This is a genomic window from Filimonas zeae (assembly GCF_014641615.1).
Lineage (GTDB): Bacteria > Bacteroidota > Bacteroidia > Chitinophagales > Chitinophagaceae > Filimonas > Filimonas zeae.
Genome location: NZ_BMIB01000004.1, coordinates 992,268 through 1,013,902, shown reverse-complemented (window position 1 = coordinate 1,013,902; position 21,635 = coordinate 992,268). Strand labels below are relative to the sequence as shown.

The 21,635-nt window shown below is 44.1% G+C and carries 27 protein-coding genes; 20 read left to right on the top strand and 7 right to left on the bottom strand.

Annotated elements, in window-relative coordinates:
- Positions 1 to 34: 34 nt before the first annotated feature.
- Both IEY13_RS22675 and IEY13_RS22670 read left to right on the top strand, forming a co-directional pair.
- The gene (locus IEY13_RS22675; protein WP_229687969.1) at positions 35 to 1,762 is read left to right on the top strand and encodes an amidophosphoribosyltransferase; all 1,728 of its coding nucleotides are present in this window, start codon (positions 35 to 37) and stop codon (positions 1,760 to 1,762) included.
- Between the two features lie 28 nt (positions 1,763 to 1,790).
- A complete protein-coding gene (locus IEY13_RS22670) occupies positions 1,791 to 2,285 on the top strand; it encodes a SixA phosphatase family protein (RefSeq protein WP_188956528.1) in 495 nt (164 codons plus the stop codon).
- Here IEY13_RS22670 and IEY13_RS22665 read toward each other — a convergent pair.
- Positions 2,280 to 2,873, bottom strand: coding sequence for a glycosyltransferase (locus IEY13_RS22665; protein ID WP_188956526.1), 594 nt, complete (start codon positions 2,871 to 2,873; stop codon positions 2,280 to 2,282). The genes IEY13_RS22670 and IEY13_RS22665 overlap by 6 nt on opposite strands.
- 731 nt (positions 2,874 to 3,604) lie before the next feature.
- Here IEY13_RS22665 and IEY13_RS22660 point away from each other — a divergent pair.
- Positions 3,605 to 3,856 carry a hypothetical protein gene (locus IEY13_RS22660; RefSeq protein ID WP_188956524.1) on the top strand — a complete coding sequence of 84 codons (252 nt, stop codon included), beginning with the start codon at positions 3,605 to 3,607 and terminating at the stop codon, positions 3,854 to 3,856.
- Positions 3,857 to 3,866: 10 nt separating this feature from the next.
- On the opposite strand, the gene IEY13_RS22655 is transcribed toward IEY13_RS22660, so the two are convergent.
- Positions 3,867 to 5,126: a pyridoxal phosphate-dependent aminotransferase gene (locus tag IEY13_RS22655; protein ID WP_188956522.1), complete on the bottom strand. Its 1,260-nt coding sequence runs from the start codon at positions 5,124 to 5,126 to the stop codon at positions 3,867 to 3,869.
- A gap of 190 nt (positions 5,127 to 5,316) precedes the next feature.
- Between IEY13_RS22655 and IEY13_RS22650 the strand changes: the two genes are divergently transcribed.
- The 4 genes from IEY13_RS22650 to IEY13_RS22635 all read left to right on the top strand — a co-directional run bounded on the left by IEY13_RS22650 (position 5,317) and on the right by IEY13_RS22635 (position 7,850).
- On the top strand, positions 5,317 to 5,778 hold the full coding sequence (locus IEY13_RS22650; protein ID WP_188956520.1) for a hypothetical protein: 462 nt from the start codon (positions 5,317 to 5,319) through the stop codon (positions 5,776 to 5,778).
- A 13-nt stretch (positions 5,779 to 5,791) separates the two neighbouring features.
- Complete coding sequence (locus IEY13_RS22645) at positions 5,792 to 6,460, top strand: hypothetical protein (protein ID WP_188956518.1); 669 nt, start codon at positions 5,792 to 5,794, stop codon at positions 6,458 to 6,460.
- Positions 6,461 to 6,531: 71 nt separating this feature from the next.
- On the top strand, positions 6,532 to 7,215 hold the full coding sequence (locus IEY13_RS22640) for a sensor histidine kinase (protein WP_188956516.1): 684 nt from the start codon (positions 6,532 to 6,534) through the stop codon (positions 7,213 to 7,215).
- Positions 7,212 to 7,850, top strand: coding sequence for a response regulator transcription factor (locus IEY13_RS22635; RefSeq protein ID WP_188956514.1), 639 nt, complete (start codon positions 7,212 to 7,214; stop codon positions 7,848 to 7,850). Before IEY13_RS22640 ends, IEY13_RS22635 begins: the two co-directional genes overlap by 4 nt.
- Before the next feature lies 1 nt (position 7,851).
- Here IEY13_RS22635 and IEY13_RS22630 read toward each other — a convergent pair whose 3' ends face one another.
- A complete protein-coding gene (locus tag IEY13_RS22630) occupies positions 7,852 to 8,241 on the bottom strand; it encodes a response regulator (protein ID WP_188956512.1) in 390 nt (129 codons plus the stop codon).
- Positions 8,242 to 8,451: 210 nt separating this feature from the next.
- Between IEY13_RS22630 and IEY13_RS22625 the strand changes: the two genes are divergently transcribed.
- The 13 genes from IEY13_RS22625 (at position 8,452) to mnmC2 (ending at position 18,309) form a co-directional block, all read left to right on the top strand.
- Positions 8,452 to 9,186: an outer membrane beta-barrel protein gene (locus IEY13_RS22625; protein ID WP_188956510.1), complete on the top strand. Its 735-nt coding sequence runs from the start codon at positions 8,452 to 8,454 to the stop codon at positions 9,184 to 9,186.
- A gap of 128 nt (positions 9,187 to 9,314) precedes the next feature.
- Complete coding sequence (gene hflX / locus IEY13_RS22620) at positions 9,315 to 10,502, top strand: GTPase HflX (protein ID WP_188956508.1); 1,188 nt, start codon at positions 9,315 to 9,317, stop codon at positions 10,500 to 10,502.
- Between the two features lie 2 nt (positions 10,503 to 10,504).
- Positions 10,505 to 10,858, top strand: a complete 354-nt coding sequence (locus tag IEY13_RS22615; RefSeq protein WP_229687968.1) for a Rieske (2Fe-2S) protein — start codon at positions 10,505 to 10,507, stop codon at positions 10,856 to 10,858.
- Between the two features lie 117 nt (positions 10,859 to 10,975).
- The gene (locus IEY13_RS22610) at positions 10,976 to 11,599 is read left to right on the top strand and encodes a porin family protein (RefSeq protein WP_188956506.1); all 624 of its coding nucleotides are present in this window, start codon (positions 10,976 to 10,978) and stop codon (positions 11,597 to 11,599) included.
- Between the two features lie 142 nt (positions 11,600 to 11,741).
- Positions 11,742 to 12,695: a 1,2-phenylacetyl-CoA epoxidase subunit PaaA gene (paaA, locus tag IEY13_RS22605; protein ID WP_188956504.1), complete on the top strand. Its 954-nt coding sequence runs from the start codon at positions 11,742 to 11,744 to the stop codon at positions 12,693 to 12,695.
- Positions 12,696 to 12,711: 16 nt separating this feature from the next.
- Positions 12,712 to 13,011 (top strand): 1,2-phenylacetyl-CoA epoxidase subunit PaaB, encoded by a 300-nt coding sequence (gene paaB / locus IEY13_RS22600; protein ID WP_188956502.1) that lies wholly within the window; start codon positions 12,712 to 12,714, stop codon positions 13,009 to 13,011.
- Positions 13,012 to 13,818: a 1,2-phenylacetyl-CoA epoxidase subunit PaaC gene (gene paaC, locus IEY13_RS22595; protein WP_229687967.1), complete on the top strand. Its 807-nt coding sequence runs from the start codon at positions 13,012 to 13,014 to the stop codon at positions 13,816 to 13,818. It abuts the gene before it with no gap.
- 13 nt (positions 13,819 to 13,831) lie between these two features.
- The gene (gene paaD, locus IEY13_RS22590; protein ID WP_188956500.1) at positions 13,832 to 14,326 is read left to right on the top strand and encodes a 1,2-phenylacetyl-CoA epoxidase subunit PaaD; all 495 of its coding nucleotides are present in this window, start codon (positions 13,832 to 13,834) and stop codon (positions 14,324 to 14,326) included.
- A 34-nt stretch (positions 14,327 to 14,360) separates the two neighbouring features.
- Entirely contained in the window at positions 14,361 to 15,137 is a 777-nt protein-coding gene (locus tag IEY13_RS22585; protein WP_188956498.1) for an enoyl-CoA hydratase-related protein, read from the top strand.
- 1 nt (position 15,138) lies between these two features.
- Complete coding sequence (locus tag IEY13_RS22580) at positions 15,139 to 15,741, top strand: acyltransferase (protein ID WP_188956496.1); 603 nt, start codon at positions 15,139 to 15,141, stop codon at positions 15,739 to 15,741.
- A 19-nt stretch (positions 15,742 to 15,760) separates the two neighbouring features.
- On the top strand, positions 15,761 to 16,753 hold the full coding sequence (obgE, locus tag IEY13_RS22575; RefSeq protein ID WP_188956494.1) for a GTPase ObgE: 993 nt from the start codon (positions 15,761 to 15,763) through the stop codon (positions 16,751 to 16,753).
- 282 nt (positions 16,754 to 17,035) lie between these two features.
- Positions 17,036 to 17,473 carry a carbohydrate-binding protein gene (locus IEY13_RS22570; RefSeq protein ID WP_188956492.1) on the top strand — a complete coding sequence of 146 codons (438 nt, stop codon included), beginning with the start codon at positions 17,036 to 17,038 and terminating at the stop codon, positions 17,471 to 17,473.
- A 92-nt stretch (positions 17,474 to 17,565) separates the two neighbouring features.
- Positions 17,566 to 18,309 (top strand): tRNA (5-methylaminomethyl-2-thiouridine)(34)-methyltransferase MnmC2, encoded by a 744-nt coding sequence (gene mnmC2, locus IEY13_RS22565; protein WP_188956490.1) that lies wholly within the window; start codon positions 17,566 to 17,568, stop codon positions 18,307 to 18,309.
- On the opposite strand, the gene IEY13_RS22560 is transcribed toward mnmC2, so the two are convergent.
- The 4 genes from IEY13_RS22560 to IEY13_RS22545 form a co-directional block, all read right to left on the bottom strand.
- Complete coding sequence (locus tag IEY13_RS22560) at positions 18,306 to 19,646, bottom strand: MATE family efflux transporter (RefSeq protein ID WP_188956488.1); 1,341 nt, start codon at positions 19,644 to 19,646, stop codon at positions 18,306 to 18,308. The genes mnmC2 and IEY13_RS22560 overlap by 4 nt on opposite strands.
- Before the next feature lie 75 nt (positions 19,647 to 19,721).
- Complete coding sequence (locus IEY13_RS22555; RefSeq protein ID WP_188956487.1) at positions 19,722 to 20,207, bottom strand: hypothetical protein; 486 nt, start codon at positions 20,205 to 20,207, stop codon at positions 19,722 to 19,724.
- A 94-nt stretch (positions 20,208 to 20,301) separates the two neighbouring features.
- Positions 20,302 to 20,943 (bottom strand): hypothetical protein, encoded by a 642-nt coding sequence (locus IEY13_RS22550; protein ID WP_188956486.1) that lies wholly within the window; start codon positions 20,941 to 20,943, stop codon positions 20,302 to 20,304.
- A gap of 45 nt (positions 20,944 to 20,988) precedes the next feature.
- Positions 20,989 to 21,603 (bottom strand): phosphatase PAP2 family protein, encoded by a 615-nt coding sequence (locus IEY13_RS22545; protein WP_188956485.1) that lies wholly within the window; start codon positions 21,601 to 21,603, stop codon positions 20,989 to 20,991.
- Positions 21,604 to 21,635: the final 32 nt, after the last annotated feature.

Below are 21,635 nucleotides of genomic sequence, written 5' to 3'. Positions count from 1 at the left end.
AGTGATGTACGGATTAAACAAACTGTACCTGCTCATGGAAAAGCAGCACAACCGCGGCCAGGATGGTGCCGGTATCGCTGCTGTAAAACTGAACGTTGAAAACGGATCACCTTTCCTGCATCGTATGCGGAGTAATGCCCAGCAGCCTATTGCTGATCTGTTCTTTAAAGTAGGACAGGAAGTAGCTGAACTGGAAAGGTATCAGCCCGATATTAAAAAGCATCCTGCGTTAATGAAAGGCCACCTGCCTTTTATGGGTGAGTTGTTACTGGGCCATCTTCGCTATGGCACACAGGGTAAAAACAATGTTGAGTTTTGCCACCCCTTTATCAAGCGTAATGTTACCCCTGCTCAAAACCTGGCGCTGGCGGGTAACTTTAACCTGGTAAATACAGAAGAATTATTTGATCTGGTTAATATAGACCCTGGAGAGTTTCAGAAACAAAGTGATCTGGCGGCTATGATGGAGGTAGTACATCATTTTCTGACTAAAGAAGATGAGAAAGCCCCCAACAATCCGGATGTAGCCGCCGTGCTGAAAAAAGCTACTCCGCTGTTTGACGGTGGTTACACCATCGGTGCTTTGCTGGGTAACGGCCATAGCTTTGTAACCCGTGATGCACACGGCATTCGCCCGGCTTATTATTACTGTAACGACGAGGTGATTGTGGCAGCCAGCGAAAGAGCGGCTATCAGAACCACGTTTAACGTAGGTGAGAATGAGGTGTTGGAATTGATGCCTGGTTCTGCGTTGATTGTAGACAATGAAGGTGGTTACAAAGTAGAACAGGTACAGCCTGCGAAAGAAAGAAGGGCCTGTAGCTTTGAGCGTATTTACTTCAGCCGTGGCAGTGATGAGAAAATTTACCGTGAGCGTATTGCTTTAGGTTATCATTTGAGCCATCGCGTACTGGAAAGTATTGATCACGACCTGAAGCATACTATTTTCTCTTATATACCCAACACCGCAGAAGTTGCTTTCTATGGCCTGGTGAAAGGTATGGAGGATTATCTGAATCAGATTAAGATTCAACGTATCATGAGCTGGGGTAACGACTTTGATGAAGAGAAACTCCAGGAGATGGTAACCCGCAAAATCCGTCAGGAGAAAATAGCCATCAAAGATGTTAAGCTGCGCACTTTTATTACAGAAGATGCCAGCAGAAACGAAATGGTGCAGCACGTTTACGATATTACTTACGGTACAGTGCAGAAAGGATTAGATACACTGGTAGTGATAGATGACTCTATTGTGCGTGGTACTACTTTAAAAGAAAGTATAATCCGTATGCTGGCCCGCTTGCAGCCTAAGAAAGTGATTGTTGTTTCTTCTGCGCCCCAGATACGTTATCCGGATTGCTATGGTATTGATATGAGCAAGCTGGGTGATTTTATTGCTTTCCGTGCAGCTACAGAATTGCTGAAGGAAAGAGGTCAGGAAAACGTGCTTACCGACGTATACAATGAAATTAAAGAGTTACAACGTACCAATCAGTTGCATACGGAAAATGTGGTAAAGAAGATTTACAGTTCTTTTACGCCAGACGAGATTTCTGCAAAGATTGCCCAGTTGATTACGCCTTCTGATCTGGATATTCCTGTAGAAGTAATCTATCAGACCATTGAAGATTTACATGACAGCTGCCCAACCAATACCGGTGACTGGTATTTTACCGGCAACTATCCTACTCCGGGAGGTAACAGGGTGGTGAATAAGGCCTTTATTAACTATGTAGATGGGAAAAATGTACGCGGTTACTAACCCGTAATCTATTAGTATATTTATCCTTATGAGAAAGCTAATATTGGTTCGTCATGCTAAAAGCAGCTGGCAAAATCTGGAGCAGTCGGATTTTGACAGGCCTTTAAATGATCGTGGTAAGAAGAATGCCCCTGTTATGGCTAAGCGATTGCATGACAGGGAGCCTGATATAAATGCTTTTGTATCAAGCCCTGCACGCAGGGCTTTTTCTACAGCTATCTATTTTGCTGATGTATATCAGATAAAACAAGCGGGTATTCACCAGATACCTGAATTGTATCATGCTTCTCCCTCCACTTTTTCTCAGGTGGTTGCAGAGCTGAATAATGACTGGAAAACAGTGGCTTTGTTCTCTCACAACCCCGGTATCACCGATTTTATTAATTCCCTTACTGCTGTGCGGATAGATAACATGCCTACCTGTGGCGTGTTTGCAATTTCTGCCAAAATAGACAGCTGGCAAGAGTTTGCAGATGCGGAGAAACATTTTGACTTTTTTGATTATCCCAAACTGGATTTATAGTGCTTCTATGGCGCCTGTTAGCTGATGAGGCTGAATCTGAGGTAACTGGTAGTTGAATGCTTCTGCCAGCAGCAGATGTGACAACAGATCATCGTGCTGAAAGCAGCTATAACACCAATGCTGGCTGGTGAGGCGTTGTGCCAGATACTCCTGTTCTGTTTGCCCGGGAGTAGGTATGAGTAAAGCTTTCTTTTGCAGGGCCAGCATTTCCATTACCGTGGTATAGCCTGAACGGCTGAGCACAAATTCACATTGTGCTATTAATTGCTGCATTTCGCCGGTGGGTAAATGGTTTATTATTGTACAGTTATCAGGTGCGGCAGGCAGGCTGGTTGCTCCCGGCCTGCCTCTGAGCAATATTACGGCTCCAGAGAGTTGTGATGCTATTGCTAATAGCTTGTTTTCCAGTAATGTACGTTGAGGTTCCGGACCAGATAGCAGAAACAGCCATTTATAGGTAAAGCGTTTTTCCGGAGATAGGAAGGCAGACTGAAAGCGTGAAAGTGGGCCTATATAATGCACCGGAACTTTGGGCAGACGGTGGGGATGGGACAGCGCGCCGGCAATATTAAATTGATTGTCAGCCATATCTGGTATCCAGCACGCTTTATACCGGTTAATATATGCGTAGTTGATGCGTTGTACGCTTTTGGTCAACCACCTGAAAGGTGTTTGAATATTAAGCTGGTGCGTTACAAATACAGAGGTTGTTTTTGTGTTCCAGAGACCAAATCTGTTATCTGAGATAACTAACTGTATATTATGTTGATATACCTGTTTTTTCAGCCACTGATGTTCGCGCACAATGGCTTTTAAAATTTTAGGCAGTTGCTGTATAATTTTAAAGGCCAGCCAACGTTTATGATGCGAGTATTGTATACAGTAACCAGAAAGGTGCAAGCATTCTATTTCCGGAAATTCACGCTTTAGCAAATGCTCCTGAGCGCCTTCACAGGCAACAAGTACTTTGTAACCGCTTTGCTGTAACTGTTGAATAATCGGGATGCAGCGTGTTGTATGCCCGAGCCCCCAATCAAGTGGGGCTACTAATGCAACTGGTATAGTAGAATTTTCGCTCAAAATGTGTTTGCTACCGGAATTGTAGGTAATTTTCCGTAATTTAGAAACAGACAATAATTATGGGGCGTAAGATAAACCAAAGTATTTTTTTGCTGTTAATATTAAGCATGTTAATGGCTTCGTGCGGATTATTTGGGAAGTCATATAAAAGTAAATGTGGCTGTCCACCCCGAAGAGGTATTGTGGGGTAAAGGAGAATGAATTTAATCCAATATTTAGTGTAAACCAGGTTGTGAGATATGTTTAGTCAGAACAGAGATTTGCTGGTACTTACAAGAAAGGACGAGTCCGATCCTGAAGCATTAGAGCAAGAAGTAGAATTGCTTAATGAACTATTATTTCATGTAGAAAATATGGATACATTTTGTGCCGTTAACGAGGTGATTGACGTTAACAGGCACAAAATCATCGTTAAACCCGCTGCTATTCTTAAAGTGCTTCAAGCCAGAAGGGATATAAAGCCCTTTGTGTTTATCAACAACAAAAACTAGCCTTTATTTTTTATTGCAGCGTTGCCAAAGCTGCTTCCAGACCTGCCAGCATTGCGGTAATCTCTTCTTTTTTACAGGTGCCTACGCTGAGGCGATACCAGGGTGATTGTTTGTCTGCTCCAAAAGCATAGAAAGGAACCACTGCCAGCTTGGCTTTATCCAGTATATAGCTGGTAACGGCGCTTTGATCTGCAATTAGCTGATTGCCGGCAGTCTTTTTACCAGCAAGATCCAATTTAATAGTCAGGTAGATAGCTGCCTGTGGTACAATGGCGTCCACCGCATAGCCTTTTTCTTTTAACTGAATAAAGCCATTGTATATGGTATTAAGACGTTCTTCCAGTTCCTTTTTATAGTGTGCCAGGTATTTCTCTATGGCTTCTCTCTGCTTCAGGTAAGAGGCAGCGGCTTTTTGCTCTGCCATCGGGCTCCAGGCACCCAGATGGCTTAACAGCGCTTTCATTTTGCCAATAACATGGGTTGGGCCTAATGCCCAGCCTACTCTTACGCCGGTTGCAGCAAATGCTTTTGACATACCATCCACAAAGATGGTATAAGGCTTCATGGCTGGGTTTACCGAAATAGGGTTGGCATGTTGGGTGTTTACATAAGTAAGTGTCCAGTACATCTGGTCGTACATTACATACAGTTTTTTCTCGTCAGTACCACGCCGTGCATTTTCTTCCAGCACCAACTCACATATCTTTTTCAACTCTGCCTCTGGCAGCGTAGTACCGGTTGGATTTTGAGGTGTACAGAGGCAGATGAGTGCCGCGCCCTTTATATGTGGAGCAATGTCTGAAGCCAGCGGCATAAAGTTATTTTCCGGAGTAGCTTCAATAACACAATGCACGGCATTTGTCAGGTGGGTATAATGGTTGTTGTTCCATGAAGGAACGGCGTAGATTACTTTATCACCTGCGTCTACAATGGTTTTGAAAATTGTATAAATCAGGGGTCTGCCACCGGCAGCAATCAGTACTTCATTAGGTGTATACTCTATACCCTCCCAATCCTTAATGAAATCAGCCACAGCTGAGCGCAGTTCACCTAAACCATCTCCAGGAGGATAATTTGTATACCCCTGCTGATAGCTTTCTATAATCAGCTGTTCCAGCTCTTTAGGAATAGGGAAAATAGCAGGGTCAAAATCTCCTATGGTGTAATTATAGATTTTTTCACCTTGTCTGATGCGGTCATTGATTTCGTTGCCTAAACGAACAATTTCTGAGCCTATCAGTGTTTCGGCAAGCGTGCTAAGTTTACTCATACCGGTAAAGTTAGGGAAGGTGTAATACACATAGGTGAATTTGTGTAAATAAGGGCGTGAAAAATCACGCTCATTGTAGGGAAATGTACCCTTGTTTCTTCCCTGAAGAGACTGATATTTGCCCCGTACTCTGAATAAATAATCCAGATACCCTTGACCCCTTTACCCCTAAAACAAACATTTATTATATATGTCAGAACAAAAGTGGAATGATGCCAAAAATGAGGTAGCTGCTTTCAGAAGTTTTTTGTCTGCTAACCATTTGCCGGCTGACACTCCAAGAGCATTTTTGCTTACGAGGGAAGAGATTGAGCGTATTCTGAATCAGAGAGGTACAGATGGAACTTCATTAGATGGCATCCGTATTTATCTGGGAATGAAAACGGTAAATAATGTACAGGTTCCTAGTGTAGTTATTGTGGGTGCTGAAAAAGACGCACAAGGGGGGTATAACGACTATATCACTCCCACAACATTGAAAGCATTTAGAGCTGGTGCTTCTAATTTGAAGGCTACCTCTGAAATACCCGGAGATGATTCTTCTTCAGGAGATGATGATGGTTCTTCCGGCACTATTGGGGGCGAAGTTGTTATCGGAAATCCTATGCCTTGTCCGGTAAGTTGCGGAAAGAAAAATGAGTTGAATCCATAAGTGAGCTAAACCTATGTATGACTGGCTATTTTATAGCGATACCTATATGCCGTTGCTAGCCCTGGTTACGTACCTGCTATTATGGAATAAGGTCAGTAAAAAAGAACTGATCTTATTCTATTACCTGGCATTGAACGTTGCCTTGTTTTTTATCACCAATGTAATGGCCCGTAGAGGGATACATAATGTATTTTTGTATCATTTTTATAGCCTTACAGAAATGGGGCTTATTTCATTTTACATTCTCAGGGAACTGTTGGGGAAGTCGTTAAAGCCGGTTATTATTTTGGTAACGGGTTATTTTGTTCTATGGTTATTAAATATTCTCTTTCTTGAGCCGCTTACCGAGTTCAACAGTAACAGCCTTACCCTGACTAACTTTTTGCTGTTGCTGCTTGCCATGTATTATATGTTGGAATTATCTAAAAAGGATGAGATTTTGTATTTCCAGCGTTTACCTACTTTCTGGATCGTAAGTGGCTTTTTAGTGGGCTGTGCCATCAGCACATTGTCAATTGTGGTTTACAGATTTTTTTCGCTGGAAGGAAGGAATGTAGAAGCTGAATTGGCATGGGTGATTGTGGCGGTAGCTATTATCATTAAATTTGCGCTCATTACCATTGGTTTGTTATGTTACAAACGCCCGCGCCAATATACCCGACATTCGCATTTATTATTGTAGCAAGTGCTATATTTCTCTTCTTTACCATATTTTTTTACCTGCTGATTGCTCAGTTACACCGTAGACGGATTATGCACCAAACGGACTTACATAACCTGAAAAATCAGTATGAGCATACACTGCTACAATCTCAGCTGGAAATTCAGGAACAAACTTTCCGGAATATCAGCCAGGAAATCCACGATAACATCGGGCAGGTGCTTAGTCTTGCCAAACTAAACCTGAACACCATTAACGAAGCCAACTTCAGAGAAAAGCTGGAGGTGACTGATGAATTGGTAGGAAAAGCCATTGCCGACCTTCGGGATTTAAGCAGAAGCCTGAACGGAGAAAAAATTACGGATTTGGGTTTATATATGGCACTGGAGCATGAACTGGCAATTATAGAGAAAACTGTAGCGGTTAAAACTATTCTGTCCGGTGACGATATAGATGAGTTGCTGAATGAGGAACAGGTAATCATTTTATTCCGGATGATGCAGGAGTTGCTCAATAACATTCTGAAACATGCAAATGCCGGTTGTATTGAAGTGGCCTTACAGGTGGAGGAAAAGTGCGTTAGAATTTCTATAAAAGACGACGGTAAAGGATTTGATCTTTCGCAACTTGACCCTTCTAAAACAGGAATAGGGCTGAAAAATCTGGAGCAACGGGCCCGGCTGATAAATGGTCAGCTGGATATTAAAACTGCTCCCGGGGCAGGTACAGAAGTTACTATTAGTTTACAACCCTTAAAGGATATTTTTGCTGTATGATTAAAATTGCACTGATTGACGATCACGCTTTGCTGCGAAGCGGTCTTGCATCGGTAATTACCGGCTTTGGTGATTATGAAATAGTATTCGAAGCTGATAATGGAAAGCATTTTATACAACAATTAAGTACCTATCCGTGTCCGGATGTGGTATTGCTGGATATTACCATGCCAGAGATGGATGGATTTGAAACGGCCGGCTGGATTAAAGAAAACCGCCCTGATATTAAAATACTGGTCCTTTCCATGCTGGACAATGATGCGGCTATCATCCGCATGTTGCGCAATGGTGCCAGAGGCTATATTTTAAAAGATAGTAAGCCGGAAGTGCTGCGTTCTTCTCTGCACAGTATTGTTCATAAAGGATTTTGCACGAACGAATTGGTATCTGGTAAAATGGTGCACTTCATTAACAAGGGGGGAGATACTAAAGAAGTTCACACATTGAGCGACAAGGAAATTGCTTTTCTCAAACTGTGTTGTTCTGAGAAGTCCTATAAAGAAATGGCGGATGAACTGGGTATTGCACCCCGTACAGTCGAAAGCTTAAGGAGTAGTCTGTTTGATAAGCTGGAAACTACCTCACGGGTAGGGCTGGTATTATACGCCATCAGGAATGGCTTGTTCAAGGTGTAAATCAGGAAACAGCCCTTTGGTGGGTGCGCGGGCTTATCAGAAGTAGCCTTTTTACTCGCAATAAAAGCTCAGGTGCATTAAAGGGTTTAGTAATAAAGTCGTCCGCTCCCAGCCGGAAAGCCTCAATTACGGTTGCTTCTTCATCTATGGCAGAAAGAACAATAATGGGGATATCACTTTTTTCGGAAGAGCGGGTAATGCCTATCAGTTCCAGACCTGAGGTATAAGGCATCATGATATCGGTCAAAATAAGGTCAGGCCGGCTGTTTTCCAACGCATTTAAGGCATCCCTGCCATCCTGAGCAGTAACCACCTCATATCCATTGGATTTTAAACATTCTTCCAGCATCAGTAACGTAACACTTTCGTCTTCTACTATTAATACTTTCATAGTTTAGTTTCAAAAAAGCTTCTGTTTTCTGGATACTGGCGGGCTTCTTTAGCAAAGAATGCTTTGAAATTAACACACTTTTTTTAAAAAGGGAAATTTCAAACTGGAAATGAACGGGTTATTTTTATAAAACTAATATTTGATTTGGCTAATTTTTAACCTATGGTGAACTCAATTCTGTTATTTTTGCCCGGTTAACACATAAACTGCATGATGAAAAGAGTATTTGCAGCTTTCATAGCGTTTGCTGCGTTGGGATCGTTAAAAGCACAGGATTCCACTAAGGCTGGTAAAAAACTGATCGACTTAAGTAATCGTGCAAACGATCATTTAATGATACAGTACGGCGTTGCCGGATGGTCGTCTGTTCCTGATAGTGCCAAACCGGGTGGATTTTCTCGGTTTTTCAATTTTTATTTCATGCTCGACCGGCCGTTTAAAAACAGCCCCAACTTTAGTCTGGGCTTTGGCGCTGGTATTGGCAGTGATAACATCTTTTTTAAAGACAAGTATGTAAACCTGAAAGCAACAGGTCCTACTTTGCCTTTTGCAGATGTTTCTAACTCATCTTCTAACCGTTACAAGAAATTCAAGTTAACAACAATATACCTGGATGTTCCTGTAGAAATCAGGTATGCAGCTAATCCGGAAACCGGAAAAGGGCTGAAAGGGGCGATTGGATTGAAACTGGGACTTTTACTGAAAGCATATACCAAAGGTAAAAATGCTATCAGCAGTTCTGGTGCAATCCTGTACAGCGGTTCTTATATTATGAAAGAGAGCGATAAGCATTTTATCAACAGTACCCGTTTGGCCGTTACCGGTCGTCTGGGGCTGGGGCATGTTTCTCTGGTGGGTTCTTATTCCATCACTTCTTTCCTGAAATCAGGAGCGGGGCCGGAAATTCGCCCTTACAACATAGGTATCGCTATCAGCGGCCTATAGTAGCGTGATTATAGCATCGTATTTAATATAGCTGGCTGACAGGTTAAAATGGAGCTTTTCCTTTTTTGCCTGTCAGCCTGTTTTTATTCCCCGGAACCCATCACGTAAATTTGCAAAAACAGTAGTCATTGATAGAGAAACAACAAATAAAAAGTGAGGAAAAGGCAGTGCTTGTTGGTCTGGTTCAAAAAGAACAAACCAATGAGCAGGTAGAAGAATACCTGGACGAACTGGCATTCCTGGCTGAAACTGCGGGCGCTATTGCCATTAAACAATTTACTCAAAAGCTACCCCATCCTGATAGCCGCACTTTTGTGGGCAAGGGTAAACTGGAGCAGATAAAACTGTTTGTACAGGCTAAAGGAGTAGATCTGGTAATATTCGACGATGAACTGACAGGTTCTCAGATTATTAATATTGAAAAAGAGCTGGGTGTTAAAACCATAGACAGGAGCGACCTTATTCTTGACATATTTGCCCGCCGTGCCCGTACCGCGCAGGCAAAAGTACAGGTAGAGCTGGCACAATACCAGTACCTGCTTCCGCGCCTGAAAGGGATGTGGAAACACCTGGAACGTCAGGGGGGAGGTATTGGAACCAGAGGCCCGGGGGAAACTGAGATTGAAACTGACCGTCGTATCGTTAAGGATAAGATTTCTTTGTTGCGTAAACGACTGAGTGAATTTGACAAGCAGGCTTTTACCCAACGGAAAGAACGTGGGGAATTTATTCGTGTTGCGCTGGTGGGGTATACTAACGTAGGTAAGAGTACGCTGATGAACCTGCTTAGTAAAAGTGAAGTGTTTGCAGAGAACAAATTATTTGCAACGCTGGATACCACCACCCGTAAAGTGGTGTTTGAAAACACGCCTTTTCTGTTAAGCGATACCGTAGGGTTTATACGTAAACTGCCGCACCACCTGGTGGAGAGCTTTAAAAGCACGCTGGATGAAGTACGCGAGGCAGACATTCTGTTGCATGTGGTGGATGTCTCTCACCCGCAGCATGAAGAGCATATTGGCGTAGTGAACAAAACCCTTCAGGAACTGAAAGCTTTTGATAAGCCTATATTAACCATCTTTAATAAGATGGATTTATATGAAGAGAAGAACTTTGATTCCTGGCTGGAGCCCGAAGTAAAGCTGGAAATTTTACGTGAGCTGCGTGAAAAGTGGGAACATGCAACAGACAATAACTGCATATTCGTTTCTGCTAAGGAAAGGCTGAACCTCGATAACCTGCGTGACTTTGTGCTTACCCGCGTAAGGGATATGTATAAAATCAGGTATCCATACAAAACGGCTTTCTTCTATTAATCATGGCAAAAAAAATAAACTGGCATAAGCTGGCCGATGCAGCAACTGAGCTTCCCTGGCAATCTAACAACATGCTGATAACAGAGGTAGCTGGAAAAAAGGTTACGCTGGCGCAGTCTGGTGGCCGGGTTTATGCATTTGCGTATAAGTGTCCGCACGCCAGTGGCATAATGGCCGATGGTTTTATTGATGCAACAGGTAATGTGGTTTGCCCTTTACATCGCTATAAGTTTAATATGCAAAACGGCCGCAATACTACAGGAGAAGGTTATTATTTAAAAACCTATGCAGTAGAAGAGCGCGACGGTGGCATTTTTCTGGGTATGGAAGAATCGGGTTTGTTTGGATGGCTGTAAAAGAGCAAGCTGTTATGTTTGCAGATATAAAAAACGCAATGGTCTATAATAACAAATCTCTGATTAGGCTATCGTTTAGTATTGTGTATATTCATCAACCTTTAAAATAATTGATTCATGAAAAGGGTTTTATTAATGCTTGCCATTGTACTGGTTGCTGCCGGAGCCAATGCGCAACAAAAGGCACAGGCAAAGGAAAAACGTGTTCATTTCGGTTTAAAAGCGGGCATGAATTTCTCGGGACTGGATGGAGAAGGCATTCAATCTTCTATGCAGCAAGGAATTGATGCAGGTGCATTTGCTGAAGTAAGGTTGAGTAAGAAATGGGAATTTGCTCCTGAGCTATATTATTCTATGCATTCTTTAAAGCGTACCAGCGATTTTCAGTCCCGTTATTATGAGTTACAGGCTTTACCAAGCTCTGATGAAAAAATAAAGCTGCATTATATTAGTTTACCATTATTAATGCGCTACCATATCAGCAATGTAATTGCTATTGAAGCAGGCCCGCAATACAACCTCCTGGCTTATGAAGATGATAATTTGCTGAAAGAAAGCAAGCCGGCTTTCAAAAAGTCAGAAATAGCTGTTGCAGCTGGTGCTACTTTAACACTGGAAAAGTTTCGTATTTATGGTCGTTACATGCTGGGTCTTTCTGATATCAATGGCATTGAAAGCACTAAAGGTTATACCTGGAAATCCCGTCAGTTACAAATAGGTATCGGCGTACAGATTTTCTAGTACCATTTTTATATCTGTTGCAGAGGGCGAATGTTTATAAAACATTCGCCCTCTGCTATTTGGGAAGGTGGTGATATATTTTAAACTAACATTCGTTAGTGGTCGTTGGGAAAATCGTATATTTACACAAATGTGATTGCTGATGGCTAACTTAACCAACGAAGAGGTGTTTCAGGACAAGGTTGATCAGGAAATAAGGATTGAGCCGAAAGACTGGATGCCGGAAGCCTACCGACAGACGTTAATAAGGCAGATAAGCCAGCATGCCCATAGTGAAATAATTGGCATGTTACCGGAAGGAAACTGGATAACCCGTGCCCCCTCTCTTAAAAGAAAGGCCATTTTATTAGCCAAAGTACAGGATGAAGCCGGTCATGGTTTATATCTGTATTCCGCTGCAGAAACACTGGGCATTACCCGCGATCAGATGTATGAGCAATTGCATAGCGGTCAGGCTAAATATTCGTCCATATTCAATTATCCTACTCTTACCTGGGCCGATGTAGGGGCTATTGGCTGGTTGGTGGATGGTGCTGCTATTATGAATCAGGTACCCTTATGCCGCAACAGTTATGGTCCTTATGCAAGAGCAATGGTGCGTGTATGTAAGGAAGAGAGTTTTCATCAGCGGCAGGGGTTTGAAATACTACTCACGCTTTCCAGAGGAACTGAAGCGCAGCGAAATATGGCACAGGATGCTATTAACCGCTGGTGGTGGCCGAGTATCATGATGTTTGGCCCCGGCGATGAGGCTTCGCCACATACCGCACAAAGCATGCGATGGAAAATTAAGCGTTTCACCAATGATGAACTGCGGCAAAAGTTTGTGGATATCTGTGCTGAGCAGGTGAAGATTCTTGGTTTTACCCTGCCAGACGAGGAGTTAAAATGGAATGATGCAAGCGGGCATTATGACTTTGGGGCTATTGACTGGACGGAGTTCAACAATGTAATACGCGGGAACGGCCCTTGCAATAAACAAAGGCTGGATGCACGCAGGAAAGCCTGGAACGATGGCGCCTGGGTGCGCGAAGCGGCTATGGCGCATACCGAAAAACGTAAAAACCGGATGGCTGCGGCAGAAGCAGCGGCCTGATATAAGCAGAAACAGGATGAATACACGTGATATAGAACAATCGTGGCCTTTGTGGGAGGTGTTTATCAGAAGCAAACAAGGGCTGGATCATAAGCATGTAGGTAGTTTGCATGCAGCTGATGCGCACATGGCTATTGAAAATGCCCGGGATGTGTATACCCGGCGTATGGAAGGAGTAAGCATTTGGGTGGTCGAAAGCCAACATATTCATGCCAGCAATCCGGATGATGCCGGAAGTCTCTATGATCCTGCTAATGATAAAGTATACCGGCATCCCACGTTTTACAATCTACCGGATGAACTTACACATATGTAAATGATGCAGACCGATAACAATACCCAACATACAAATCCTATACACCGTCCGCTGGTTCAGTACATTTTACATCTTGCAGATACTGCATTGATTCTGGGGCATCGTAACAGCGAGTGGTGCGGGCATGGGCCGGTGCTGGAGCAGGATATTGCTATTTCTAACATTGCTTTAGATATGGTTGGGCAGGCAAGAATGCTATATCAATATGCTGCTGAAATAGTAAATACAACAAACGTTGGTACCGCTGCTACTGAAGATACGCTTGCCTATTTACGTGATGCAACAGCCTTTAAAAACCTGCTGCTGGCTGAACAACAGAACGGAGATTGGGCGGTAACTATTCTGCGCCAGTTCTTTTGCAGCACCTGGCAGTATTATGTGTACACGCAACTTGCAGAATGTAAAGATGCCAGGTTAACTGAAATTGCCGCCAAAGCACTTAAGGAGGTAACTTATCACATAAAGTGGAGTGCCGAGTGGGTAATACGCCTGGGTGATGGAACGGAAGAAAGCCATCAGCGTCTTGTTCAGGCGCTGGAACTACTCTGGCCTTTTACGGGTGAAATGTTTATACCGGTTGCTTATGAAAAAGAAGGTATTGCAGAGGGCTGGGCCGCCCATATACAGTCGTTACAACAGCCATGGCTACAAAAAATAACAGAGATATTTCAGGAGGCATGTATAACTGTTCCGGAACGCCAATGGCAACAGACTGGTGGCAAAACCGGTATTCATACAGAACTCCTGGGCTTTCTGCTGGCAGAAATGCAGTTTTTACAGCGGGCCTACCCCGATAGTGAGTGGTAACAAAATTTTTACAATGACAGTGCTTTCATCACCGGACGTGCAGGCAGTATGGCAATTGCTGGAGAATGTTTATGATCCGGAGGTGCCGGTTTTATCCGTATCTGATTTAGGTATTGTGCGTAAGGTGGAACTGGAAGGAGATATCGTAACTGTTATCATTACGCCTACTTACAGTGGTTGCCCGGCTATGGATGTAATTGCCATGCAAATACGAATGTTGTTATTGCAGAGTGGATATAAGGAGGTGATTGTTGAAAGAGTACTGTCGCCGGCATGGACCACAGACTGGATAACCGAGCGTGGCAAAAGCCGCCTGCGGGCATACGGTATCGCGCCCCCTCAATACAAAGTACAAACTGCACTTTTTGAGGAGGAAGGTGGTGTAAAATGCCCCAATTGCCAGTCTGTTCATACCAGGGGGATCAGTCGCTTTGGTTCCACTGCCTGCAAGGCTTTATACCAATGTTCTGATTGTAACGAACCATTTGACTATTTCAAGTGTCATTAAATAGTATTATTTCATCACCTCTAACTATTGCACTTTGAGCGATCCGGTACTGTTTTCGGTGGATAAAGAAGTGGCGGTTATTACATTAAACCGCCCTGACAAACTCAATGCTTTTAATCGTCAGATGGCAATGGCGTTACAGTCCTGCCTGGACGACTGTGCAGATAAATCTATACGATGCATTTACATTACCGGTGCAGGTAAAGGCTTTTCTGCGGGTCAGGATCTGGCAGAGGTTACAGAACCTGATGGTCCGGGAATGGCCAAAATATTAGCGGAGCATTATAATCCCATTATTACACGTTTGCGCAATTTGCCCAAGCCTGTAGTGGCAGCAGTTAACGGTGTTGCGGCTGGTGCGGGGGCCAATATTGCGCTGGCTTGTGATATTGTTGTGGCTTCCTCCGGTGCCTCATTTATGCAGGCATTTTCTAAAATCGGCCTTATTCCCGATAGTGGAGGCACTTATTTCCTACCCAGGCTGGTAGGTCATCAGAAAGCAATAGCGCTGATGATGCTGGGAGATAAAATCAGTGCTACAGAGGCGGAGCGGTTGGGAATGATTTATAAGGTATTTGACGAGGAGGAGTTTGCTGAAAAATCGCTTCAGCTGGCGCATCAGCTCGGCGCTATGGCTACTTTAGGCCTTGCCTATACCAAACTGGCTTTAAACGCATCTGCTGAAAATACACTTGAGCAACAGCTTCAATTGGAAGATGAGTTACAGCAAAAAGCGGCCGCCTCTAACGATTTTGCGGAAGGCGTTCAGGCTTTTCTTGAAAAACGTGCTGCCATATTTAAAGGAAACTAACATGATTTATTCTTTCAAAGGGTTTATTCCTGTAATTGATAAAACGGCGTTTATTCATCCGCAGGCAGTGGTAACGGGTAATGTTACCATTGGTAAACATGTATATATAGGCCCGGGTGCGGCATTACGTGGCGATTGGGGCGCGGTAGTTATTGAGGATGGATGTAATGTGCAGGAAAACTGTACGTTACATATGTTTCCGGGCGCTACCGTGTTACTGCGGGAGGCGGCGCATATTGGCCATGGAGCCGTGATACACGGAGCAGAAATAGGGAAGAACTGCCTGGTGGGAATGAATAGTGTAGTAATGGATGAGGTTGTGCTGGAAGAGGAATGCATTGTGGGAGCGCTTAGTTTTATTAAAGCGGGAGAGCATCATACCCGTCGCAGCCTCATTGCGGGCAATCCTGCTAAAAAAATAAAAGAAGTAAGTGATGAAATGATTGCCTGGAAAACACGCGGAACAGAACTGTATCAGATGCTTCCGGCAGACATGCTGCAACACTGGAAACCATGCGAACCATTACGCCAGCCCGATGGAAACCGGCCGCCTCAGGAGCGGTTGTATGAAACATGGCAGGAGCTTAGCCGCCAAATCCATTGATTACCCCGATATTTGCGCGATGGAAAGGACGAATTTCATTGATTATATAAGGATTTTTGCCCGTAGTGGTCATGGCGGCGCTGGTAGCAGGCACTTTATGCGCAACAAGCTAACAGCAATGGGAGGCCCCGATGGTGGGGATGGCGGACGCGGCGGACACATTATTCTGCGTGGTAATGCGCAGTTATGGACGCTGCTGCACTTACGCTACTACAAAAACGTACTGGCTGAAAACGGCGAAGGCGGCAGTAAAAACAACTGTACCGGCCGTGATGGTAACGATATTATTATAGAAGTGCCTTTAGGCACTATAGCCCGGGATGAAGAAACCGGCGAGGAAGAAGTAGAGATTCTGGAAGATGGGCAGGAAGTGGTTTGGTTGCGCGGAGGCAGAGGCGGCCTGGGTAACTCCAACTTCGCCACACCTACCAATCAGGCACCCGATCACGCCCAACCCGGTGAAGAAGGTGTGGAAGGCTGGAAAACACTGGAACTGAAAGTGCTGGCAGATGTGGGCCTGGTGGGTTTCCCCAACGCCGGAAAATCCACTTTATTGTCTGTAATTACAGCTGCGCGCCCTAAAATTGCAGATTATGCCTTTACCACCCTTACCCCGCAGTTAGGTATGGTTGAATATCGTGAAGGGCGATCTTTTTGTATTGCCGATTTACCAGGTATTATTGAAGGCGCAGCCGAAGGTAAAGGACTGGGGCATCGCTTTTTACGCCACATTGAACGTAACTCCGCCCTGCTGTTTCTGATACCGGCCGATAGTGCAGATCACCGCAAGGAATTCGAAATATTACTGAGCGAACTGGAACAATACAACGAGGAGTTACTGCAAAAAGACTTTCTGATTGCCATCAGCAAAAGCGATATGCTGGATGATGAACTGAAGCAGGCTATTGCAGCTGAACTACCTCAGGAAATTCCACACCTGTTTATTTCCTCTGTTTCCAACCAGGGGCTGATAACACTTAAAGATGAGTTGTGGAAGATATTGAATAAATAACTATGTCTCTTTTGCCGGCATGTAATACTAAAAACAGATAGTGAACAACCGTTTGTTTATTAAATTAGTGTAACATGCCGGCTATTTGTTTATATTAAGTACTTTTGTGTCGTAAATATTTCGCCGGTCAATTACATAAGCTGGCATTTTCCGGAGTCCTTCCGGCTAACTTATCAAAACATTTGCTTGTTACCATTGCAGTAACGTTCGTTTGCCCCGATTGTCTTTGTTGTTAACAATGGTTGTTTTTGCCGCTATTCTAAAACCAACAATTTTTTCGTTATGAAAAAACAATCTATGAACGGGCTTTTGAAAAAAGCAGTAACAACAGTAACCCTTGCAGCCGCAGTAATGCTGGCCGCACCTTCAGCCATAAAAGCAGCTGAATTCAATACCAAAGATTCTATTGCAGCATCTGCTGCTAAGGCACATGTTCAATACATGGGGGTAGCAGAAGAAGGCTTGTGGTTTACCGTAAAATATGCCAATCCTAAAGGAGAAAAATTTACTCTGCTGGTAAAGAATGGCGGAGGAGATGTGTTATTTCAGGGCAGCTTTACTGATGTTAATTTTTCTAAGAAAATAAAAGTACTCAATGAAGAAGAGGCAGTAAGCCCAATATTCATTATTAAAACAGCCGAAAATAAAAGAATTGTACAGTCGTTTGAGGTAAATACCGCTGCACGTACGGTAGAGGAAGTGATTATTACCCGGTCTTAACCGGTAGTCCGTACTTCTGCAAACAAATCGTCCCGCAATCTGTGTTGCGGGATTTTTTTGCCCGTACCGTATTGCGTTACCTTTGCAGCCTTATGGAGCGGGAGATTCAGATTACGGCAGACGGATCGCATACGGTAGCAATTCCTGGTATGCAGGTTACCTATCACAGTAAGCATGGTGCTATACAGGAAAGTATGCATGTATTTATACAGGCTGGTTTAAGTGTAGTGCCTGCCAGCAGTAAGGTGCATGTGCTTGAAATGGGGTTTGGTACCGGTTTAAATGCCCTGCTGACGCTGGAGTATGCTTTGCAGCATCTACAGCCAGTTAGTTATACTTCTTTTGAATTGTATCCATTGTCTGTACAGGAAGCCGCTTTGCTCAATTATGCGCAACAGCTTCCTGGTAATACATCAGCAATTGCCTGGAACCCGGAGGCGCTGTTTACAAAAATGCACGCAGCAGCATGGGAAGAAACTGTGGATATACATCCGCTTTTTCAGTTACACAAAACCAATCAGTCTTTGCTTAATCTGCCCACGCCGCAATCATTTTCAGGAATACAGGAAGAAGAAGCTACCGCGCAACTGTTGCAATGGAGCAACCGCTTTCATGTAATTTATTACGATGCTTTTGCACCCAATGCGCAGCCGGAATTATGGACAGCTGAACTTTTTGCCAAACTGCTGAACACGCTGCTGCCAGGTGGTATACTTGTTACCTACTGCAGCAAAGGGGATGTAAGGCGTGCAATGCAGGCAGCTGGTTTTACGGTAGCAAAAATTCCCGGCCCGCCAGGCAAGCGTGAAATGCTGCGTGCTACAAAGCCTGTTTAAGCAAGCTTCCTTCTGGTGCGGATCATTTTAAAAAAGCGTTTGTTCAGCAGGAGGGAGGAGAACGTGAGGCCGCTTACAAAGCCAATCCACATACCAGCGGCACCCAGTTTCAGCGTAAAAGCCATCAGGCAGCCAATGGGAATGCCCAGTACCCAGTAGGCCAGCGCTACGTATAAGGTAGGTATCTGTACATCTTTTATACCACGGCACAAACCTACACCAATAGCCTGTGTAGCATCTGAAATCTGAAAAACTGCGGCATATAGCATCAGCGTGCCGGTAAGGGTTACAACCGCTACATCATTATTAAATGCCAGGGGTAAGGTGTTACGCATGGCTACAAAGAAAATAGCGCAGACGATGCCATAGCAAACACCACTGATCAAGGTGCTTCTGCCTATAAGGTCTATTTCTTTCCAGTTATTTCTTCCCCAGGCGTTACTGGTGCGTATAGATCCACCCTGCGCAAGGCCAAGGGATACCATAAAGGTGAAGGCGGCACAGCTTAATGCTACATGATGGGCGGCTTGCTGTACAGCACCTAATGTACCTATAATAATACCTGAAATGGCAAACGCGCCAGATTCCATGCCTGCCTGTAAACTACTGGGCACGCCAATATGCAACAGTTCTTTTACGGTGTACCATTTCAGCAGCCATTGGTTTTTTCTTACTGCTATGTATCTTTTAAACCGTGGGTGAATAAGAATAACCACGGCCAGTGCTATCAGAATAACGATGCGTGTAATTAAAGTGCCTACGCCGGCTCCTACCAGTTCCCACCGCGGAAAGCCCCAGTTGCCATATACCAGTAACCAGTTAATGCCAATGTTTAATGGTAAGGCCAGCAGGGAAAGTACCATGGCAGTGCGGGTTAGTTCCAGGCCATCTGTAAACTGCTTCAGCGCCATAAACATCAGCATGGGTACAGTAGACCATCCCATTACCAGCAAATATGGCACAGCCAATGCGGCCACTGTAGTGTCCTGCCCCAGATGAAAAAGAATATTGCTACCAAAATGAAGGCCGCAGGCTATTAATACAGAAGCTATGGTACATAGCCAGAATCCATTAAATAAGTAGTGCGAAACCTTTTGACCATCACGGCGGCCATGCGCCATAGACACGGTTTGGGATACTGACATGGTAAGGCCAATGCCCAGAACAAAGGGAATATTCATTACGCTGTTTACCAGCGAGGCGGCGGCAAGGTGCTTGTAGCTGATAGCACCCACCATAGCGTTGTCTATAATACCTAAAGCTATCTGGGTAAGCTCACCCAGAATAATAGGGCCCGATAACCTCCAGGTCTTGTAAGCTTCATTTCGTATGGCCATAAGGGCGCAAAAATAAAAAACGCTTCCCTAATATCAGGAAGCGTCTTTTATTAACTTTTTGCGAACACGAATGCTTTACAGCTTAAAGCCATAAGCAAGCCTTAAGGCTACTTGTTTAGTATAGTCGTATTTTGTAAACTCTTCATATTTAACACTGATATCCCAGCCGGTTCCAAAAGCAAGGCCCAGGGCAGGCGACCATACAAAGGAAGTGCCTGTGCCCTCTTTAGTGCCAAAACCAGCACCCGCTTCTACGTTAAAGTAAAAGTTCTTAGCGGGAAATACTTTTAAACCTGCCTTCAATGGTATCATGCCTATAGAAGGAACGCCATCTTTTTTGGAGAAATGGGTGTAACCAGTGGTAAGGATGCCTGATACACTGTTACCAAAGCCCTGCTGTAATCTCAGGTCGCCACCCAGTACAAACGGGTTCGGATCCTGAGTACCCATACCGGCGTTCAGGCCAATACCTAAACGTAAAGCATTGGACTGCGCATTGGCAGCAACAGCAGCAAATAATACAATAACTAATGCGCACAGAGGTTTCAACAATTTTTTCATGGTTCGTTGTTTATGATTCGGCAACACCACAAACATAAAGCATGCCAATACCCGGTCTGGTATTAGTTATCAATTACTTGTGCGACGAAATGTCTTATCTGAGAAAGCCGAAGTCTACCACGCGGCGCAGGTATTTTTTATCCTGTATTACCCAGGTTACCTCATAGCTGCCACCTTCTTCCTGTTTCATCAGGTAAATATAGATGCGCTTTTTATCGGCTGAAAAATAAACACCGCCTGCAATATTGTTTTTTCCTGCGGCATTATAGGTGAAGGATGGGTTGTAGAGGTCGGCAATGGCTGCTGCGGGAATTTGTACCGTGTCAGCACCTATAATGGCTGTTACAGATGCAATAGTTGTTTTGGGTACAGTGCCATAATTGCCGAAGTAACCCTTATTGTCTATCTTAATCAGGTACTTTTCTACAAAATTCATTTTGTGCTTAGAGGCATCAAAAGTACCCGCCTGTATGTTTACGCTGATATTGTCGCCTGCAAAAGACAAATGATCGGCTCCGTAAGAGGTTACCGGTAAAGAAGGTAGTGGGTTTTTGCCAACGCCCAGGTCTACGCCTGCCATCGTAAAAGTAGACAGGTCGGCCTGAATATCCTTTTCCTGCATTTTTTCAAGCATTTCCCTTTTGCTGCGCATATCAGGATAATCCTGCGCTATTGTTTGAGTGGTTATACTTTGCAGGGTAAGCGCCAGCGTAAAAGACAGTACCGTACGTAACATTTTCCAGTGGTTTAGTGACTATAAAATATAAAGATAGCGCCGCGGCTAAAACGCAGGCAATGGCTTTACGGTTTGTTTGGCCGGAAAAAGCTTTTTGTTAAGCCAGTGCGTGGCAAACGCAGTTCCGGTACCTACAATAGCACCGCAAAGCACATCGGAAGGGTAGTGTGCGCCCAGGTACATTCTGGAATACGCTACAGAACCAGCCCATGCAAAAGCAGGAACGGTAATATACCATCTTTTAAATTCGAGGGAAACGCTGGCGGCGGTAGAAAAGGCCAGCGATGTATGGCCGGATGGCCATGATTTAACATCATTACCGGGGCTATACGCTTTAATAAGCTCCGGATGCGTAAAAGCAGGCCGGTTGCGCGAAGCGGCCCTTTTCAGTAATTCTGTAACTACAGAAGATACTATTATGGTTTCAGCCACTTTTAAACCACTGTTGCGCAGGTTAATATCGCCTGTCATTTGTCCGGCCGCTATCAGCCCCAGCGGTATACCCGCGCCCATAAAATAGGCAGAGTTGCTGATGTTGGTCATCACAGGACTGTAATTGCTGCGAACGTTGATGCTCTTTAAAATTTTAACATCCAGGCTCTGAGCACATGTGTGCCCTGCTGTCCATAGTAAAATAGATAGTAAAGTGTATTTCAGCATTTGGGGAAATGTTACAGAACGATAAAACGTTT

What these genes read in the sequence shown, in the direction of transcription:
- IEY13_RS22545 (WP_188956485.1), bottom strand. Translation starts at nt 21,603, where the DNA reads ATGCTGAAATACACTTTACTATCTATTTTACTATGGACAGCAGGGCAC.
- IEY13_RS22645 (WP_188956518.1), top strand. Translation starts at nt 5,792, where the DNA reads ATGTATGACTGGCTATTTTATAGCGATACCTATATGCCGTTGCTAGCC.
- IEY13_RS22550 (WP_188956486.1), bottom strand. Translation starts at nt 20,943, where the DNA reads ATGTTACGTACGGTACTGTCTTTTACGCTGGCGCTTACCCTGCAAAGT.
- mnmC2 (WP_188956490.1), top strand. Translation starts at nt 17,566, where the DNA reads ATGGAGCGGGAGATTCAGATTACGGCAGACGGATCGCATACGGTAGCA.
- IEY13_RS22555 (WP_188956487.1), bottom strand. Translation starts at nt 20,207, where the DNA reads ATGAAAAAATTGTTGAAACCTCTGTGCGCATTAGTTATTGTATTATTT.
- IEY13_RS22630 (WP_188956512.1), bottom strand. Translation starts at nt 8,241, where the DNA reads ATGAAAGTATTAATAGTAGAAGACGAAAGTGTTACGTTACTGATGCTG.
- IEY13_RS22655 (WP_188956522.1), bottom strand. Translation starts at nt 5,126, where the DNA reads ATGAGTAAACTTAGCACGCTTGCCGAAACACTGATAGGCTCAGAAATT.
- IEY13_RS22670 (WP_188956528.1), top strand. Translation starts at nt 1,791, where the DNA reads ATGAGAAAGCTAATATTGGTTCGTCATGCTAAAAGCAGCTGGCAAAAT.
- IEY13_RS22570 (WP_188956492.1), top strand. Translation starts at nt 17,036, where the DNA reads ATGAAAAAACAATCTATGAACGGGCTTTTGAAAAAAGCAGTAACAACA.
- IEY13_RS22635 (WP_188956514.1), top strand. Translation starts at nt 7,212, where the DNA reads ATGATTAAAATTGCACTGATTGACGATCACGCTTTGCTGCGAAGCGGT.
- IEY13_RS22580 (WP_188956496.1), top strand. Translation starts at nt 15,139, where the DNA reads ATGATTTATTCTTTCAAAGGGTTTATTCCTGTAATTGATAAAACGGCG.
- IEY13_RS22625 (WP_188956510.1), top strand. Translation starts at nt 8,452, where the DNA reads ATGATGAAAAGAGTATTTGCAGCTTTCATAGCGTTTGCTGCGTTGGGA.
- IEY13_RS22610 (WP_188956506.1), top strand. Translation starts at nt 10,976, where the DNA reads ATGAAAAGGGTTTTATTAATGCTTGCCATTGTACTGGTTGCTGCCGGA.
- paaD (WP_188956500.1), top strand. Translation starts at nt 13,832, where the DNA reads ATGACAGTGCTTTCATCACCGGACGTGCAGGCAGTATGGCAATTGCTG.
- paaB (WP_188956502.1), top strand. Translation starts at nt 12,712, where the DNA reads ATGAATACACGTGATATAGAACAATCGTGGCCTTTGTGGGAGGTGTTT.
- IEY13_RS22675 (WP_229687969.1), top strand. Translation starts at nt 35, where the DNA reads ATGGAAAAGCAGCACAACCGCGGCCAGGATGGTGCCGGTATCGCTGCT.
- IEY13_RS22615 (WP_229687968.1), top strand. Translation starts at nt 10,505, where the DNA reads ATGGCAAAAAAAATAAACTGGCATAAGCTGGCCGATGCAGCAACTGAG.
- IEY13_RS22560 (WP_188956488.1), bottom strand. Translation starts at nt 19,646, where the DNA reads ATGGCCATACGAAATGAAGCTTACAAGACCTGGAGGTTATCGGGCCCT.
- obgE (WP_188956494.1), top strand. Translation starts at nt 15,761, where the DNA reads ATGGAAAGGACGAATTTCATTGATTATATAAGGATTTTTGCCCGTAGT.
- paaA (WP_188956504.1), top strand. Translation starts at nt 11,742, where the DNA reads ATGGCTAACTTAACCAACGAAGAGGTGTTTCAGGACAAGGTTGATCAG.
- IEY13_RS22640 (WP_188956516.1), top strand. Translation starts at nt 6,532, where the DNA reads ATGCACCAAACGGACTTACATAACCTGAAAAATCAGTATGAGCATACA.
- IEY13_RS22650 (WP_188956520.1), top strand. Translation starts at nt 5,317, where the DNA reads ATGTCAGAACAAAAGTGGAATGATGCCAAAAATGAGGTAGCTGCTTTC.
- IEY13_RS22660 (WP_188956524.1), top strand. Translation starts at nt 3,605, where the DNA reads ATGTTTAGTCAGAACAGAGATTTGCTGGTACTTACAAGAAAGGACGAG.
- IEY13_RS22665 (WP_188956526.1), bottom strand. Translation starts at nt 2,873, where the DNA reads ATGGCTGACAATCAATTTAATATTGCCGGCGCGCTGTCCCATCCCCAC.
- paaC (WP_229687967.1), top strand. Translation starts at nt 13,012, where the DNA reads ATGATGCAGACCGATAACAATACCCAACATACAAATCCTATACACCGT.